Genomic DNA, 16,685 nt, shown 5'->3' with positions numbered 1-16,685 from the left:
AATGAGGATCGTTTACCTGCACCAGTACTTCAAAACCCCGAGGGAGAACGGAGGGGTCCGGTCTTACCACTTCGCCCGGGCTTTGGCTTCGCAAGGCCACACGGTTCACGTCGTGACTTCGGACACGGCACCGACTGCTCGCGAGCGACTCACCCATGAGGTAGTCGATGGGGTGCATGTTCATCGGATAGCCGTGGCCTACGACAACACCATGGGTGCCCGGAAGCGCATCATGGCCTTCCTTCGTTTTGCCCTGTCGTCCGCCACGATTTCCCGCAAGCTGCATGCTGACGTCGTGGTGGCAACGAGCACACCCCTGACAATCGCCATTCCTGCCCTCTGGGCTGTGGTCGGGCGCCGACGGACTCGATTCGTCTTCGAGGTTCGAGACCTCTGGCCCGAGGTTCCGATTGCCATGGGTTATCTCAAAAATTCAGTGCTCGTGGCAGCGGCCAGATGGCTCGAACGGCGAACCTACTCACGTGCCAACTGCATCGTTGCGCTGTCCGACGGTATGGCTACTGGAGTCGTTCGAGCTGGTGGTGCCTCAAGCAAGATCGTGGTCATTCCAAATATATCGGACATCGAGACGTTCCAATCTGGCGATGCAAGTCGCCGGACTGCCCTAGATGATTTCCCCGGACTTATCGGACGCAATGTCGTGCTTTACAGCGGAACCTTCGGCCGGGTTAATGGGCTCAAGTACATGGTCGACCTCGCCAATGAGGCCCTGAAGCGAGACTCCAGCCTGGCGTTTGTGGCTGTCGGTACTGGTGTTGAGCGTGACGACGTGGTCGCCTACGCGAGTCGCCTAGGTGTACTCGACAAATCATTTTTCGCGCTGCCACCTGTCGCTAAAAGTGAACTGCCCGACTTGCTCGCTCGCGCGACCTTCGGCAGTTCGTGGGTCATCGATGTCGAAGCTCTGGAGAACAACAGCGCAAACAAGTTCTTCGACACCCTGGCAGCTGGTCGCCCCATGCTCGTCAACCATGGCGGCTGGCAGGCAGATGTCCTTGAAAGGTCCGGGGCCGGCTGGCAGCTACCCCGAAAAGCTGGTGAAGCAGTCGAGCTGCTCATATCCCTTGCCGAGGACACAGAACTCATCCGCCGCTCAGGCGCCTCCGCGATAACGCTTGCGAAAGAAGAATATTCCCTTGAGGTGCTCTCTGAGCGGTTCGTCAGAGCAGCGACTTCAATGTGAACCTGCCACCACTATGCGTTGCAAGACGACCACCGTCATGCCGTATCTGAGCCGTTTCGACTACCGGGAAAGGTGACACGCCCGCAATCAGGCCACCCATCGATTGTTTTGAGAAAGCGAAGGCAGGCTACCCGCCCACGGCCCTCGTCTGGACCGTCCAGAGAGTCTTCAATCTCAGAGATGGCTTCTCGATGAAGCGGTATGACAACCACGCCAGTGGCAGGGTCAAGAACGCCGACATGACGGCGAAAAGCAACGGAATGCTCAGGGAGGGCAGGGCCAAATGCAGCAGCTGCTGTACGGGAAAGGCGTAGATGTACATCCCGTAGCTGATGTCGTTCTTGGCTCCCACTTTTCGCAGAGGTAGCTTCGTGCCCCCCCAAAGAAGCAGGAAAGCAAGCGGAAGGGGGGCCAAGACGGCGTCAATTCGAAGAAGAACTGCGAGTACCAGAACTGACACGGAGCTTATGAAGAGAACCCTTCGCATCGGTATCTTCCGCCTGCCCAGGTAGAGGAAGGCCCCCGCGGCGAAAAACGACCCTAGGTGAAAGCCTTTCAGCACAACAGCCGGGACCGAGAGGACGTCTCCTAGCGCAAGTGCAGTGGCGACGGAGCACACCAGGCCGGCCCCGGCGATCGCGCCTAAACGGAACCGGCTTGGCAAAAGCGTAAAGAGAATGCCAATCAGCAGATAGCACGCCGATTCGTAGGCCAGCGTCCATAGCGGGTTGTTCCAAGAATCAGGGATCGGGGAATCGTTCAGAGTCGAACCGATAGCCGGTTGAGTGATGAGAAGGAACGAGTTTCGCCATACGTACTGCAGGGAATCAGCTGCGTTCCAAGACACGTCCGTAAGGATCGTTGATAGCGGCGCGGCGATGAAAGCAACGGCAATGAGGGCAGACAGAAACGCAGGATAGATTCTTAGGAAGCGCTTCCAGACAAAGATGGCAAAGCTGGGCGTTGTATCCCGGCTGGCTGTGATGAGGTAGCCGGAAATTGCAAAAAATCCCCCTACAGCCCAATCGCCCCAGTCTTGCGCACCGAGCAAAGGGTCGTCTCCGCGTCCAGTCACGGGCCACGAGTGGGACACGACAACGATGACTGCTAGAGCTAAACGAATAGCATTAAGTGCGTTAGAAGTGGGATCGAAAGCTTGTGCCAATGACAAGGTGCGTGTCCTAGGAGCCAACGGTCTGGCTCTTTCCCTTGTCCGTAGTTGCATGGGCATAGGCGCTCAGCGTTTCGTCGGCATTTTCGCTTTCCTCGAATCTCGCCAGACGACAGATGAGGACACTCGAGACCAGCACACCGACGACCACATTCGTGAAGGTGAAAATGCTGGCAGATTGCGAAAAAAGAACGAAGCTCATCCAGGCTGACACCAGGACGGCAGCGGCGGTCTTCCCCTGGAGCACCGCGCGACGGTAGCCATACGCAGCTATCAGGCTCACAATTCCGATGAAAGCGAGGGCGCCTGGCTCGGTGAAGTCCTCAACAAGTGGTCGGAAGGCGGTAAAGACGTTGCTCGAGACATCCGCGCCCAAATCGAGAAAGTCAGGCACTCCGAGAGTTCCGGGCCGCACGAAGAACGAGGAAATTCCGGAGAACGTGTTCACGCCCCATTCCGGCAAAGTGGGGGTGCCGAGCCAAGCGCCTAGGGCCGGCGTGGACGCACCCGCGTAGATCCCTACTGTGCGGCCCAGAGTGGCCTGATCCACGTATGACACCCCTCCGTACCGGTTGGCAGCAGTGATGAGGAAGAACACGGCAACGGCTCCGCCACTGACAACCAGCGGTGCGACGCTCTTCAGGCTGACCTTGGGCCGGCCGCCGTCCTTGATCGCCTTGACGACGATCCAGGACGCAAGGCTCAGAGAAGCTGCGATGAGGAGCCCAGCTCGAGCTGTCGTCAACAGGGCGTATGCCGCGCCACCGGCACTCGGTGCAGCAAGAATCAGAGCGTTTTTCAGACGGTTTCTGGACGTCGCGGCGAACGGTGCCGCCATCGCAGCGCCGTAGGTAATAGCCAGAAGGAACGTCGCCAGTGGTGAACTCACCAGCGACCCGTTGTATCGAGCGGCAGTCATTGCCTGCGATGACGAGATGAGCGAGTCCGCAGACAGGGCAGCGACAAACGATCTGCCATTCGACTCCACATTGATTAGAGCGGCGAGAAGGCCAGTAAAAAACCCCGACAACGAGAATCGAATTAACCACGGACTAGAGATCAACCGATGGGGAATTATGTCTCTCTTATGGATCGAGAGCGGAGACCCCAAGGCCGCCACGAGAGACGCCAAGAGCACGAACAAGCTCGCTCGCGAGTAGGAATCGACACCGGGGAGCAGAATCGCCGCGGTGAAGAGGAAGGCGGTCCAGGCTGTCGCGAACACCGTCGACGGATGCAGCCATGTTCCCGTCAGTATGCGTAGTCCGACCGATAGCGCGACCATCGCCGGGAGTACGAGAAGGTCGATCATCCTTGCGACCCGGACGTTCTCCCATTTTGGGGTTGCGGTGAATCACTGCGTCTTTCTTGTGCTGCTGCCTTGGCTGTGTGCAAGGCATATCTCGTTGCCTTACCTGACATTTGTAGGACGGCGCGGGAACGACGTATTCCCATTGTTCCGTGCTCGACATGGTTCATGGTCACCATGGGCAAATGCCAGGTCTCGAGACCTGCCCGGCGGGCGTGCTCAGCGACGTAAATCTCCTCCCCGAAGAGAAAGAGAGGGTGCCGGAGGTCGCCGGAGGACGCGAAGTACTTTTCTGTCAGATACATGAATGATCCGTGCGCCGCATAAATTAGTGACACCTCACCAGGCTGGGTCCCAGGTAACGGACGCTTGCGTCTCCTGACGTCGGACAACAACAACGAAAGCTGGGTGAGAAGAGGCGTGGCTGTTGCCCAGCGCCTCATTGCAGCTACACGTACCGAGGGCATTGCCACGAGATGAGGGTTCTGATCGCGGCCGCTTCTCTCGCTGATGATTGCCGGGGCTAAGACGCCGAGGTCGTCTCGGCTCAAGGACTCACGTCGAAGCTGTCCCAGAACGGTCGGGCCCCCGAACACGACGTCCGTGTTCATGACCACCACGTCGCCCAGCGGAGAGACCACGTCGAATGCATGATGAGCTGCACCAAAGTAACCCAGGTTCTTGCCACTGAAAAGAATACGAATACGAGCGTCGTCGGACGCCAACTCCTGAAGGAGTTCGCGCTCGGTGGGATCGACGGAATTGTCGACGATGACGAGCTGCCAGTCGTCGAAGTCCTGTGGAAGGAGCGAATCGACGAGGAGCCGAGCGTCGGCCGCACCGAAGTAAGACACGGCGATGATTGAAATGCTGGGGTCAGACATGAATGCTCCTCTTGCGTAGCCGGGCTCCCAGGCTGTAGGTGATCAGCACGTAGGCGCCGGCCCCGGCTGCAAATACGGCCGCCGGGCCGACAATGCCCGACTGTGCGGTCAGAAACGCATTTATGACAGCGCTTGATGCTGCAACAGAAACGATGAGGATCGCCATGAGACGGGTTCGGTTCTCGACTTCGAGTTCCTTGTGCGTCATGAGTCCAAGTTGCCAGAGAGCGGCGCCGATGAGGAGGAGGGGGACCAGCAAAGGCTCGGTTATTCGAATGTCGAGGATCAGTTCGAGAACGGATTGGCCGAACAGGCAGCCGGACAGCACAATGACGACTGACAGCCCGATGAGATATCGCTTGAAGGTCCGATTGATGGCCAAGGCAGAACTTGCCTCGCCACGATTCCAAGCACCCATGATGAGAGGGTGGCTAACCATCGTCAAAGGAAAACTCACCATGGCGAATCCTCGCACTATGACATCTGCGACAGCCGCGTACTCACCAGCAGCGGCGGGGCCGAGAACCGAACCGATGATGACCCTGTCCTGGTACAGCAGGAGCGTTGACGCTGCAAGCCAGATAGCCATGGGCCAGCCATATCGCCAGAATGTGGCAAGCGTGGAGTCGCCCCGTGTGCGTTCCGGTCGATAAGAATGAGGCTTGCCCTTTGCAATTTGGCGCCATTGAAGAACGCCAACAGCACTAATGCTGCTCAGGCAAAAGCCGATTAGGATTGAAGTCCCGCCCTCGAGGCCTAGAATTTTTTGAACCGCGAGACTGGCCAGGACCGCTCCGCCAACCCTCACGATCTCGGCCAAGGTGTAAGTCGTCGAACGGGCTTGGCGCTGTGCTGAGGCCTGCAGGACCGTGTAAGCCGAATTGATGACGGTAAAGAGGATTGCCGAGATGATGAATGTACGTCCATCTCCGACATGTCGGAGCTGAACGGCCACGAGAAGGGCTACAGGTACGGACGCCAAGACGCTTGCGGCGGGAATCGTCCAGCGGGGGAGCGAGCGAAGCGTTGCGCCTTCGTTGCCCGTGTGGCGTAGGAGGGCCTGCCGTATCCAACCCGTGAACAGGGAGCTAGAAAAGAGCGCGACGCTCCAGGCAATGGAATAAAAGCCGTATTGCTCAGGCCCAAAAATTCTAGTCCAGAGCGGAACAGCCATAAAAAGCAGCAGCCCAGGGATGATCTTGCCGAGGCCGTAAGCCAGTAGGCTTCGTCCGCTGGCTGCCGTAGTGGTTTCCGTCATCGAGCGGGAACACCCTTCACGGTAGCGTTCTGCGGCACGTCACGGACGACGCAGGCAGCTGCTCCAATCACGGCGCGGGCCCCTATCGTCAATCCCTGCAACACAGTCGCGTTCGCTCCGATCAGGGTGCCGGGACCGACGCGCACGTCGCCGCTAATCACGGCTGCGGGGTTGACCGATACCCAATCCCCGAGCTCAGTGTCGTGGCCTATGACACTGGCCGGGTTGATGTGCGTGTGCCGCCCCGCCGTCACGTTTGTCGATACCTGGGCTCCCGCACATACGATCGAGCCGGGACCCAGACGGGATTGAGAGCCAACGGTCGCGGAGGGGTGAATGGCTGTGAAAGGAGCTCGCTGCGCTCCGTCCAGCCGACCTGCGATCGACTCCCTCACCCGCGGCGAACCGACGCCGATGAGGTATTGGACGGCGATGGGTTGGGCAAGCAAAGCTTCGAGAGGTCCAAGCATAGGAATCCTGCGTTGAGCCAGGAACGACATATTTGGCTCACTTGGAGCATCATCGACCACCCCGAGGATGCGAATGTTGTCGGGTCCTTGCATAACCATGGCCTGGACTACATCGAGCGCTTCGCGCCCGAACCCGCCAGCGCCAACGACTATGACGTCGATCGTCACGAGCTAGCCTGCCTAGAACCGTGGAATTCGGTCACTGTCACGGCGCCTACCTCCGTAACGTCCTGTCGCTTGAGGACTTTAAAGGCCGTCAGCGCCAGGATTCGCAAGTCGCCCCGGAACGATCGTGTGTCGACGTAGATCACGTCGAGCTCAAGCTTCTCGTCCCACGAAATTGCGTTGCGCCCATTGATCTGAGCCAAGCCGGTGACACCTGGGCGGACCTCGTGACGACGCGCCTGCCGAGGGGAGTAGCGGTCGAGGTATTGCACGAGGAGGGGACGTGGGCCAACCAAACTCATGTCGCCTCGCACGACGTTCCAGAGCGTGGGCAGTTCGTCCAGGCTCGTGGACCGCAGCAGCGCTCCGAACCTCGTCATGCGGTCGTCATCGGTCACGAGACCGCGTGCCTCGTCGACGGGCAGCATCGTCCTGAACTTGACGAGGTCGAAGACCTGGCCGTCTTTGCCGGGCCGAGGCTGGACGAAGAAGACCGGCCGACCAAGTTTTCGGGCCACGACGCCGACAAGCGCCAGCTGAAGCGGTGACGTCAAGACGAGTCCGACGCCGGCGACGATGACGTCGAAAGTTCGCTTCAGTCCCGCTTCGATCCACGACGGTGTCATGCGGTCTCCATGAAGGCAGCTATGCGGTCGACGACCCGTTTCCGCTGGTCGGCGTCGAGCGCAGAGCCGCTCGGCAAGGTCAGCCCCCGTGCGAAGAGTCGCTCGGACGCACCCGTGACCTTGGCGCGAGCGGCGGAGAACACGGGCTGCAGGTGCATGGGCTTCCACAACGGTCGCGACTCGATCTGAACCTCGGCCAACCAGGCCGACAGATCGGCCGGCGCCCATCCGGTGACCGAACGGTCGACGAGGATCGACGTCAGCCAGACGTTGTCGAGTTCGTCGCCGTCGCGACCGAAGATCTCGACACCCTCGACCCCGGCGAAGAGCGAGGCGTACAGCTCACGCATCTCCCGGCGCCGGGCGATCATCTCGTCGAGCCGGGTCAGCTGTGCCCGTCCAAGGGCCGCCAACAAGTTGCTGAGACGGTAGTTGTAGCCGATCTCGGTGTGCTCGTAGTGGACGACGGGCTGTCGCGCCTGCGTCGACAGGTAGCGCACGCGCTGTGCCAGGTCGCCGTCGTCGGTCAGCAACATGCCGCCGCCCGACGTCGTCATGATCTTGTTGCCGTTGAACGAGACCACGGACGCATCGCCGAATGAACCGGCCGCCCGTCCCCGGTGAGACGCGCCGAGGGACTCTGCAGCATCGGCGAGAAGCCGTACGCCGTGCCGATCGGTGAGCTCGGTGATGGCGGTGTAGTCGACGGCCTTGCCCAGCAGGTCGACTGGCACGACCGCGCCCACGCGCTCACCGGAGGCCGCGAGCTCGTCGAGAACGCTGGCGAGCAGTCGGGGGTCCATGTTGCCGGTGTCGGGGTCACAATCGACGAAGTACGGCTCGGCACCCGTGTAGGCGATCGCGTTGGCAGTCGCGGCGAAGGTCATCGAGGACGTGGGCACGACATCGCCGGGGCCGACGCCCCATGCCACCAGAGCGACGTGCAGGGCCGCCGTGCCCGAGCTCAGGGCCACGCCGTGTTCGACGCCCACCCGCTCGGCCACCTCGGCCTCGAACGCGTCGACGTCGGGCCCCAGGGGCGCGATCCAGCCGCCCGCCATGGCCGCCAGGACGTATTGCTGTTCGAGCTCGCCCACATCGGGCGAGCTCATGTAGATCCGTTCGGTCACTCGGGAACTTCCTGTTTCGGGTCGAACGCGAGCTCCGCCGTCCACGGGCCCACGTGGGCGTGCACACCGTCGAGCTGCGACGGGTGCAGCGCCGGCACGGTGGTGTGCGAGATCTTCGGGTGCACGGGCCGGTTGTCGCTCTCGCCGAGGCCGACGAGCTCCTCGTGCATCTTCTCGCCCTCGCGCAGGCCCGTGTAGACGATGCCGATGTCCCGGCCCGACATGGCGATCATGCGTTCGGCGATGTCGAGGATGCGCACGGGCTCGCCCATGTCGAGGATGAGCACCTCGCTGGGCGAGCCGATCCCGCCCGCCTGCACCACGAGGTGGCACGCCTCGGGGATGGTCATGAAGAACCGCGTCACGTCGGGGTGCGTGATCGTCAGCGGGCCACCGGCCTCGATCAGCGAGGTGAACACCGGCAGCATCGACCCGCGGCTGCCCAGCACGTTGCCGAACCGCACCGACAGGTAGCGGGCACCGGTCTCGTCGGCGGTCCAGGCCGTAAGCCGCTCGGCCAGGCGCTTCGAGTGCCCGAGCACGCTCGTCGGGTTCGCCGCCTTGTCGGTCGAGATGTTGACGAACGTCGTCACCCCGACGGCCTTGCTCGCGTCGAGCACGTTCTGGGTGCCGAGCACGTTCGTCTTCCACGCCTCGTCGGGGTACTGCTCGAGCATCGGCAGGTGCTTCAGCGCCGCCGCATGGAAGACCACCTCGGGTCGACGGTCCTCGAAGATCGCTCGCAGTGCCTCCGGGTCCCTGATGTCGGCCAGCACGACCTCCTTGGTGTCGAGCAGGCCGTTGCCCGAGATCGACAGCTGCGACTGCTGCAGACCGGTCTCGTCACGGTCGAGCATGATCAGCTCGGCGGGGCCGAACTTGGCGATCTGGCGGCACAACTCGCTGCCGATCGACCCGCCGGCTCCCGTGACGAGGACGCGCTTGCCCGCCAGGTAGCCCGCGATCGACTCGACCTGCGTGTCGACCGGGTGACGGCCGATGATGTCCTCGATGGCGATGTCGCGCACGTCGCCGAGCCGCGACTTGCCCTCGAGGATCTCGTCGAGCAGCGGGAGGACCATCACGCGGAGACCGGCCTCGGCGGCTCGGTCGGTGATGTCCTGCAGCAGGGGGGCGTCGGCCTTCGCGATGCCGATGATGATCGCCTTCGCCCCGCTCCGCTCGGCGGCGGCGACGAGGTCCTGTCTCGTCCCGAGGACGGGGACGCCCTCGATGCGCAGGCTCGACCGCGTGCGGTCGTCGTCGATCAGGCCGACGGGGAGGTACGGCGAGGCCGGGTCGGTCAGCATGCGGCGGACAAGGTGGTTGGCGAGACGGCCCGCTCCGAAGATGAGCGTCGGTTGGGCACTCTCGCCGGGGCGGCTCTGCGTCTCGACGTAGAGCCTGGCCACGTAGCGCAGGGCACCCATGAAGACGAAGACGACCGGCATGGCGATGAACACGGTGCTGCGCGCCAACATGATCTCGGTCCCGATCGCGAGGACGGGGATGCCGACGATCAGCCCGGTCGCGACGACCACCGTGACGATGGTGCGCACCTCGGCGAAGCTGCCCGGCACGAACCGGCGACGGTAGAGCCCCGTCGCGTAGCCGAGTGCCGCCCCGACGACGACCGTCACGGCGGCGACGCCGAAGACCGCCCGCCAGGTGACGTCGCCGTACCAGAAGTCGTAGCGCAGCGACACGGCGAAGAAGATCGCGACGACCCACGAGAGGGCGTCGAGCCCCACCTGCAGGGCGGTCCGTCGCGCCGGTGAGGCCATGAACCGGTCGATCACCAGGTCACCCCGCCGTCCGTCGACACCGACACGACGTCGTCGGCCCAGAGCCAGACCGCCGCCGCCGAAGCCGAGAGCGCGATCGCTCCGGGCGTCTCGGACGACGCCGGCGCGCAGCCCACAGTCGTCGCGGCCGCGCCCGACGCGGTCGGCGGCGTCACGACGGCCGTGCCGTCGCAGTCGGCGGCACCAGTCGAGGCGACGAGGTAGGAGCCCGAGGCGGCGGTGACGGCGACGGCACCGTCGACGACGGTGCCCGCGTCCCAGGTGGTCGCGCCGTCACCGGTGCGGAAGAACGTCCGGTCGCTGCACAGCACACCGGCCTCGGCGTCGCTCACGACCGCGAGGTCGACGACGGTCGGGCACGGGGCCGCACGGTCACCCGAGGGGGAGTGCACGCTGCCGGGCGCGGTCCGGGCGACGTACCACGACGCCGCCAGTCGCTCGGGGTAGTCGCGGTACTCGGCACCCCCGCTGAAGGTCTGGGCGAACGCCGGTGCGCAGTCGTCCCCGGCGGGGCCGACGACGAAGGCCGACGACGCGTCCGTCGCCTGCAGGCGGTCCAGACCGGCGAGGGAGCCACCGGTCTCGACCGACGTGGCCGACCAGGTGGCGCCTCCCGACGTCGTCTGTTCGACGACGGGCGGCGACGCGACGGTGCCGGGGGTGCAGCTCGCGGCCTGCGCGCGCCAGGCGGTCCCCGCGTCGACGACCGACAGGAGGCGCGTCGGCGTCACGGCCTCGGCGGCGGCGGTGGGGGTCGCGGTGGGCGACGGCGTGCTCTCGGTCTCGACCGGGCGAGGCGTCGACGTGGCGGCGGGCTCGGCGTCGGCAGCCAGACCAGACGGTTCGCGGTTCAGGGCCAGGACGACGAGTCCGAGGTCGACGAGGACGAAGGCCCCGATCCCGATGATGGCCAGGCGGCGGCGGGCGCGTGCGCGCGAGCCCCTCTTGCGGCGTGCGTCGGGCATCAGCGGTCACCCCCGTCGAGGGCGGCGGCGCGGGTCAGCAGGTCGACGAGCACGTCGGCCGCGGGCACCAGCTGGCGACCCGACTCGGTGAACGTCTCGTCCGACCGGCGGTAGGGATCGACGACGTCGTCGTCCAGTGCGTCGTCCGGTGCCTCGACCGTGCCACGGCGGGAGGCCAGCAGGGCCACGGTCGCGCGCAGTCGGTCGGCCACGGTGGACGCGTCGGCGGGCAGGGCGTCGACCAGCTCGGCGTCGGTCACGTCGCGGGCGAGGCGGGCGGCCTCGCGCAGGGTGAACGTGTACCGGCTGGCGCGGGGGTGCATCGAGACGACGGCCCGGCGGTGTTCGCGGGCGAGCGCCACGACGAGGTCGGCATCGCGGACGTCGCGCTCGAACAGGAACCGGGCCCGGTGGTCGTCGGGCTCCAGGTCGAAGGACCGGGCGAGGGCCCGGGCCTGGTCGGGCATGACGTCGTCGTCGACGGCCATGGTGCCGGCGCTCGACACGGTGACGTCGTCCCACGACGAGAGACCGCGGCGGAGGTACAGCTCGGCCAGGGGGGACCGGCAGATGTTGCCGGTGCAGACGGTCAGCAGCGAGAAGGTGGTCGAGGTGCGGCGGGGGATCACGAAAGACACGGGGCCGCCTACTTCGCCGAGCGCGAGCTCGTCTTCGGGGCCACGGGCAGGTCGCCGACGCCCGCCTCGGGGGCGTCCTGTTCCATGCCGTAGTACGCCCCGTAGTTGCCGTAACCGTAGGCGTCCGGCCCCTTCGTCGGCAGCATGGTCAGCACGATGCCGTGCACCTTGCTGCCGATGTGCTCGAGGTTGCGCAGCGCGGACTGCAGCTCGTTGCGGGTCGTGCGGCCCGCGGCCGACACGACGATCGCCCCGCCGGTCAGCTTGCTGAGGATGGCCGCGTCGGTCACCGGCAGCAGCGGAGGCGCGTCGATCAGCACGTAGTCGAACGACGTCGTCAAGGACTCGATCAGCGACGACATCGCCTTCGAGCCGAGCAGCTCGCTCGGGTTCGGGGGAACGCGGCCGGCCGGCAGCACGTACATCGTGCCGCGGCCCCAGGGCTGCAGGACGTCCTGGAGGTCGGCCCGACCGATCAACACGTCGGTCAGGCCGACGACGCCCTCGAGCCCGAGGGTGTCGGCGAGGCGCGGCAGGCGGAGGTCGCCGTCGACGACGGCCACCGTGGCACCGGTCTCGGCGAGGGCCACCGCGAGGTTGGCCGTCGTGGTCGTCTTGCCCTCGCCGGGCAGCGACGAGGTGACGACGAAGCAGCGGCTGGCCGACTCGACGTTGACGAACTGCAGGTTGGTCCGCAGGGTGCGGAACGATTCGGCGCGCGGGTTGCGCGGGTCGACGTGCACGATCAGCGGGTGCTTCTTCGCCCCGGGGTCGTAGCTGATGCCACCCACGATCGGCGCATCGGTGACGAGCTCGACGTCGTGCGACCCGTGGATGCGGGTGTCGAGGGTGCTGCGCAGCACGGCCGCTCCGACGCCCAGGGCGAGGCCGATCAGCAGGCCGAGGCCGAGGTTCAGCGTGGTGCGCGGGGTCGAGGGGGCCGAGGCGACCGACCCGGGGACGATCGTCGCGATCTTGACCAGGCTCGCGCCTCCACCGGTCGGCGTCTCGAGCTCGTTGACGACGACGTCCGTGAGGGAGGCGCCCACCGCGTTGGCGACGTCGGCCGCGCGCTGGGCGTCGGTGTCGGTGACCGTGATGTTGATCAAGACGGTGTTCAGGGGCGACTCGGCCGTGATCTTCGAGGCGAGGCCCGCGGCCGTGGTGTCGAGGCCGAGCTGGTCGATGACCGGGTCGAGCACCGCGTCGCTCGTCACGACGTCGACGTACGACCGGACCTTCTGCTGGGCCGCGCTGCTGCCCTGCACCGCGTCGACCGTGGTCGACGAGTCCTGCGCCTGCACCGAGACGAACAGCCGGGTCGACGACACGTAGGTCGGCGTGGCCAGGATCGAGCTCAGCGCCCCGGCGGCGAGGCCGACGAGCGTGAGGGCGGCGATGAAGATCCAGCCCTTGCGGAGAATGCGGATGTAGTCACGGAGTTCCACGTGGCTGAGGTCCTGTCCTGATCGGGTGCGGGCACCGCGGCAGGCACCCCGGCAGTCGTCGCACGGACCATGCCTCCCGGCACCCTGATGGCTCCCCGCGACTCTGCGCCGTGACCAATACTCACACACGGGACGGCCAGACGGGGTACATATGTTGCCCGATCCGGCGAAGTGGCCCCCGAACGGGGGTGCAGCGGGCCGTACCGCGACACGCGTCGCTGATCGTCCGCCTGAACGCTGGCTGTGATTCGGGCGCACCGCCCGACCCGCGCAATAGCCTGCCGACGACGGGCACGTCCCGTGCTCGCTCGTGATCAAGGAGGATCACCATGGCAACGAATCACGCGGTCGCCTACAAGGGCCCCGGCCAGGTCGAGGTCATCGACGTCGACTACCCGACCTTCGAGCTCAAGGACGGCCCCGGCGTCAACCCGGCCAACGTCGGGCGCAAGGTCAACCACGGCGCGATCCTGCGCACGGTCGCCACCAACATCTGCGGTTCCGACCAGCACATGGTCCGCGGCCGCACCACCGCCCCGACGAACCTCGTGCTCGGCCACGAGATCACCGGCGAGGTCGTCGAGGTCGGCCCCGACGTCGAGTTCATCAAGGTCGGCGACATCGTCTCGGTGCCGTTCAACATCGCCTGTGGCCGGTGCCGCAACTGCAAGGAACGCAAGACCGGCATCTGTCTCAACGTCAACCCCGACCGCCCCGGCAGCGCCTACGGCTACGTCGACATGGGCGGCTGGGTCGGCGGCCAGGCCGAGTACGTGCTCGTGCCCTACGCCGACTGGAACCTGCTCAAGTTCCCCGACGCCGACCAGGCCATGGAGAAGATCCTCGACCTGGCGATGCTGTCCGACATCTTCCCGACCGGCTTCCACGGTGCCGTCACCGCGGGCGTCGAGGTGGGCTCGACCGTCTACGTCGCCGGAGCCGGCCCCGTCGGCCTCGCCGCCGCCACCGGTGCCCTGCTGCTCGGTGCCAGCGTCGTCATCGTCGGCGACATGAACGCCGACCGCCTCGCCCAGGCGCGCAGCTTCGGCTGCGAGACCGTCGACCTGACCAAGGGCGAACCAGGCGAGCAGATCGACCAGATCCTCGGCGAACCCCTCGTCGACTGCGCCGTCGACGCGGTCGGCTTCGAGGCCAAGGGCCACGGAGGCGGTTCGGGCGAAGAAGCACCGGCCACCGTGCTGAACTCGCTGATGGACATCACCGCGGCCGGTGGCGCCATGGGCATCCCGGGGCTCTACGTCACCGGCGACCCGGGCGGCATCGACGCCGCCGCGCAGAAGGGCTCGCTGTCGCTCAGCCTCGGCACCGGCTGGGCCAAGTCGCTGTCGTTCACCACGGGCCAGTGCCCGGTGATGAAGTACAACCGGCAGCTGATGATGGCGATCCTCCACGACCGCACGAGCATCGCGAAGAACGTCCACGCCCAGGCGATCAGCCTCGAGGACGCCCCGCGCGGCTACGCCGAGTTCGACCAGGGCGCGGCCACGAAGTACGTCCTCAACCCGAACGGCCTGATCAAGGCGGCCTGACCCTCGTCGCCACCCGCGCCTCCTCGGCTCTCGGTCCCCTCGACCGACGGAGCCGGGGAGGCGCGGGTCGGCGCACCCGCGCCCCCCGCGTTCCGTGGGCACCCGCGTCGTTGCAGGCCGTGCACGGTGTATGACGGAACGATCCCATGACGAAGACATCCGACACCCCTGCCCCGGGAGGCGCCGACGCCGCCCGCCCCGCCTCCGGCCGCGCCGCCCGCTCCGACGAAGAACGCCAGAAGTGGCGCGCCTTCGCCGTCTGCGTCGGCGTCGCCGCCCTGACGATCCTCGACCTGTCGAAGGTCAACGTCGGCTTGCCCAGCATCGAGGCGTCGCTCGGCGCCGGCCCCACCGCCCTGCAGCTGATCGTCGCCGGCTACGCGCTCGCCTTCGGCCTCTCGCTCGTGCCGTCCGGCCGTCTCGGCGACCTCAAGTCGCGCCGCATGATGTTCGTCATCGGCCTGACCTCGTTCACCGTCGCGAGCCTGCTCTGCGCCCTCGCGCCGACCATCGAGTTGCTCGTCGCCGCGCGCATCCTGCAGGGCGTCGCCGCCGGAATCCAGATGCCGCAGGTGCTCGGGCTCATCCAGCAGCTCTTCCAGGGCAAGGAGCGCGGTCGCGCGTTCGGCTTCTTCGGCGCCATCATCGGCGTCAGCACGGCGTTCGGCCCGACCCTCGGTGGCCTGCTCATCGCGATCGGCGGCCCGGAGGACGGTTGGCGCCTGCTGTTCTGGATGAACATCCCGCTCGGCCTGATCGCCATCTTCTTCGCCCTCAAGCTGCTGCCGAAGACCCGCACGGCCTCGAACGGCCACAACGAGCTCGACCTGTTCGGCATCGTGCTGCTCGGCCTGACGATCTTCACCCTCATGCTGCCGTTCGTGCTGACGACCGGCCAGGGGGACGACCCGCTGCGCTGGCTCTTCCTGATCGGCTTCGTCGGTTTCGGCGCCGCCTTCGTCTGGTGGGAGCAGCGCTACAAGGCCCGGGGTAAGTCGCCGGTCGTGCACTTCAGCCTGTTCTCGCTCGCGTCGTACCGCAACGGCACCCTGATCGCGACAGTCTACTTCTGCGCCCTGCCCGCGACTTTCCTGCTGACGACCCTGTACCTGCAGCAGGGGCTCGGCCTCGAACCCGTCTACGCCGGCATGGTCACCATCCCGTTCGCCCTGACCAGCGCCGTCGCGGCGTTCTACGGCGGACGCCTCGTCGACCGGTTCGGCCGCAGCCTGGTAGTCCTCGGGCTGGTCCTGGTCGCGGTGGGCTTCGTCGCCCTGCTGCTCGCGGCCGTGCTCACCCCGCGCGACATCACGCCCTACGCCATGGGCATCGGCATGCTGATCGCCGGCACCGGCGGTGGCTTCGTCATCTCGCCGAACCAGACGCTGACGCTGGCCGAGGTGCCCGTCGAGATGGGCGGCGTCGCCGGTTCGATGGGGCAGGTCGGTCAGCGGGCCGGCACGGCCATCGGCACGGCGGCGGCGGTCTCGACGTTCTACTCGGTCATCGCCGGCTCCGGGGGAGCGGACGGGGCGAACCTCGACGTCTACCACGAGGCCTACCGCAACGGCTTCTTCGTCACGATCGCCCTGGTGTCCGTGGCGCTCGTGCTCGGGCTGATGGACCTGCGCGCCCGCAAGAAGGGGCGCGTGGGCGAGGGGGCCGCGGCCTCATAGCCGGCGACCGCTGTCGGGGAGGCGACCCGCGCCTCCTCGGGGGCCCGCGCCTCCCAGGTCGTCGGACCGTCGGGCGGCAGACCGTCAGACGGCGGACCGTCGGGCGGCGGACCGTCGGGTGGCGGTCGGGTCAGAGGCGGGCGAAGGCCTCGACGACGTAGCTCGTGACGTCGACCTGACGCGTGGTCGGCAGGGCGATCGACGCGGGATCGATCGAGCCGGCGACGGTGTTGGTGATGGCGGAGACGGAGACGGCGGGCGTGACGAACATGATGGGCCTTTCGATCGGCTGGTGACGCGGTCGGTGACGCGGTTGGCGAGGCCCGGCCGCCCGTGCAGGGACACGGGCGGCGGAGCCCCTGACGACCCTGCCCGAGCTGCTCGGT

Annotated in this window: 15 protein-coding genes; 3 read left to right on the top strand and 12 right to left on the bottom strand. The window is 65.9% G+C overall.

Annotated features, from left to right (window positions below; genetic code table 11):
• The first annotated feature begins 1 nt into the window (after position 1).
• Complete coding sequence (locus OVA02_RS13420) at positions 2-1,204, top strand: glycosyltransferase family 4 protein (protein ID WP_267658679.1); 1,203 nt, start codon at positions 2-4, stop codon at positions 1,202-1,204.
• 127 nt (positions 1,205-1,331) lie between these two features.
• On the opposite strand, the gene OVA02_RS13415 is transcribed toward OVA02_RS13420, so the two are convergent.
• From OVA02_RS13415 to OVA02_RS13365, 11 genes are read right to left on the bottom strand one after another with little or no spacing between them, the layout of a single operon-like run.
• A complete protein-coding gene (locus tag OVA02_RS13415) occupies positions 1,332-2,429 on the bottom strand; it encodes an acyltransferase family protein (RefSeq protein ID WP_267659711.1) in 1,098 nt (365 codons plus the stop codon).
• Complete coding sequence (locus OVA02_RS13410; protein ID WP_267658678.1) at positions 2,386-3,687, bottom strand: O-antigen polymerase; 1,302 nt, start codon at positions 3,685-3,687, stop codon at positions 2,386-2,388. Before OVA02_RS13410 ends, OVA02_RS13415 begins: the two co-directional genes overlap by 44 nt.
• Positions 3,684-4,568: a glycosyltransferase gene (locus tag OVA02_RS13405; protein WP_267658677.1), complete on the bottom strand. Its 885-nt coding sequence runs from the start codon at positions 4,566-4,568 to the stop codon at positions 3,684-3,686. Before OVA02_RS13405 ends, OVA02_RS13410 begins: the two co-directional genes overlap by 4 nt.
• A complete protein-coding gene (locus tag OVA02_RS13400) occupies positions 4,561-5,826 on the bottom strand; it encodes a lipopolysaccharide biosynthesis protein (protein WP_267658676.1) in 1,266 nt (421 codons plus the stop codon). Before OVA02_RS13400 ends, OVA02_RS13405 begins: the two co-directional genes overlap by 8 nt.
• Positions 5,823-6,464, bottom strand: a complete 642-nt coding sequence (locus OVA02_RS13395; protein WP_267658675.1) for an acetyltransferase — start codon at positions 6,462-6,464, stop codon at positions 5,823-5,825. The genes OVA02_RS13400 and OVA02_RS13395 overlap by 4 nt, the downstream gene beginning before the upstream one ends.
• The gene (locus OVA02_RS13390; RefSeq protein ID WP_267658674.1) at positions 6,461-7,087 is read right to left on the bottom strand and encodes a sugar transferase; all 627 of its coding nucleotides are present in this window, start codon (positions 7,085-7,087) and stop codon (positions 6,461-6,463) included. The genes OVA02_RS13395 and OVA02_RS13390 overlap by 4 nt, the downstream gene beginning before the upstream one ends.
• On the bottom strand, positions 7,084-8,199 hold the full coding sequence (locus tag OVA02_RS13385) for a DegT/DnrJ/EryC1/StrS family aminotransferase (RefSeq protein WP_267658673.1): 1,116 nt from the start codon (positions 8,197-8,199) through the stop codon (positions 7,084-7,086). The genes OVA02_RS13390 and OVA02_RS13385 overlap by 4 nt, the downstream gene beginning before the upstream one ends.
• A 14-nt stretch (positions 8,200-8,213) precedes the next feature.
• Positions 8,214-10,016 carry a polysaccharide biosynthesis protein gene (locus tag OVA02_RS13380; protein ID WP_267658672.1) on the bottom strand — a complete coding sequence of 601 codons (1,803 nt, stop codon included), beginning with the start codon at positions 10,014-10,016 and terminating at the stop codon, positions 8,214-8,216.
• Positions 10,013-10,987 (bottom strand): hypothetical protein, encoded by a 975-nt coding sequence (locus tag OVA02_RS13375; protein ID WP_267658671.1) that lies wholly within the window; start codon positions 10,985-10,987, stop codon positions 10,013-10,015. Before OVA02_RS13375 ends, OVA02_RS13380 begins: the two co-directional genes overlap by 4 nt.
• Entirely contained in the window at positions 10,987-11,625 is a 639-nt protein-coding gene (locus OVA02_RS13370) for a low molecular weight phosphatase family protein (protein ID WP_056046059.1), read from the bottom strand. The genes OVA02_RS13375 and OVA02_RS13370 overlap by 1 nt, the downstream gene beginning before the upstream one ends.
• An 8-nt stretch (positions 11,626-11,633) precedes the next feature.
• A complete protein-coding gene (locus tag OVA02_RS13365) occupies positions 11,634-13,073 on the bottom strand; it encodes a polysaccharide biosynthesis tyrosine autokinase (RefSeq protein ID WP_056046057.1) in 1,440 nt (479 codons plus the stop codon).
• Positions 13,074-13,402: 329 nt separating this feature from the next.
• Between OVA02_RS13365 and fdhA the strand changes: the two genes are divergently transcribed.
• Together fdhA and OVA02_RS13355 are read left to right on the top strand one after the other, a co-directional pair.
• The gene (fdhA, locus tag OVA02_RS13360; RefSeq protein ID WP_056046055.1) at positions 13,403-14,623 is read left to right on the top strand and encodes a formaldehyde dehydrogenase, glutathione-independent; all 1,221 of its coding nucleotides are present in this window, start codon (positions 13,403-13,405) and stop codon (positions 14,621-14,623) included.
• 146 nt (positions 14,624-14,769) lie between these two features.
• Entirely contained in the window at positions 14,770-16,299 is a 1,530-nt protein-coding gene (locus OVA02_RS13355; RefSeq protein WP_159826375.1) for an MFS transporter, read from the top strand.
• Positions 16,300-16,429: 130 nt separating this feature from the next.
• Here OVA02_RS13355 and OVA02_RS13350 read toward each other — a convergent pair whose 3' ends face one another.
• Complete coding sequence (locus tag OVA02_RS13350) at positions 16,430-16,570, bottom strand: hypothetical protein (RefSeq protein WP_267658670.1); 141 nt, start codon at positions 16,568-16,570, stop codon at positions 16,430-16,432.
• Positions 16,571-16,685 lie beyond the last annotated feature (115 nt).

It is taken from the genome of Frigoribacterium sp. SL97 (assembly GCF_026625765.1).
Classification (GTDB): Bacteria; Actinomycetota; Actinomycetes; order Actinomycetales; family Microbacteriaceae; genus Frigoribacterium.
The sequence above is the reverse complement of the archived record's forward strand: the minus strand, read 5'-3'. Positions and strand labels throughout refer to the sequence as shown.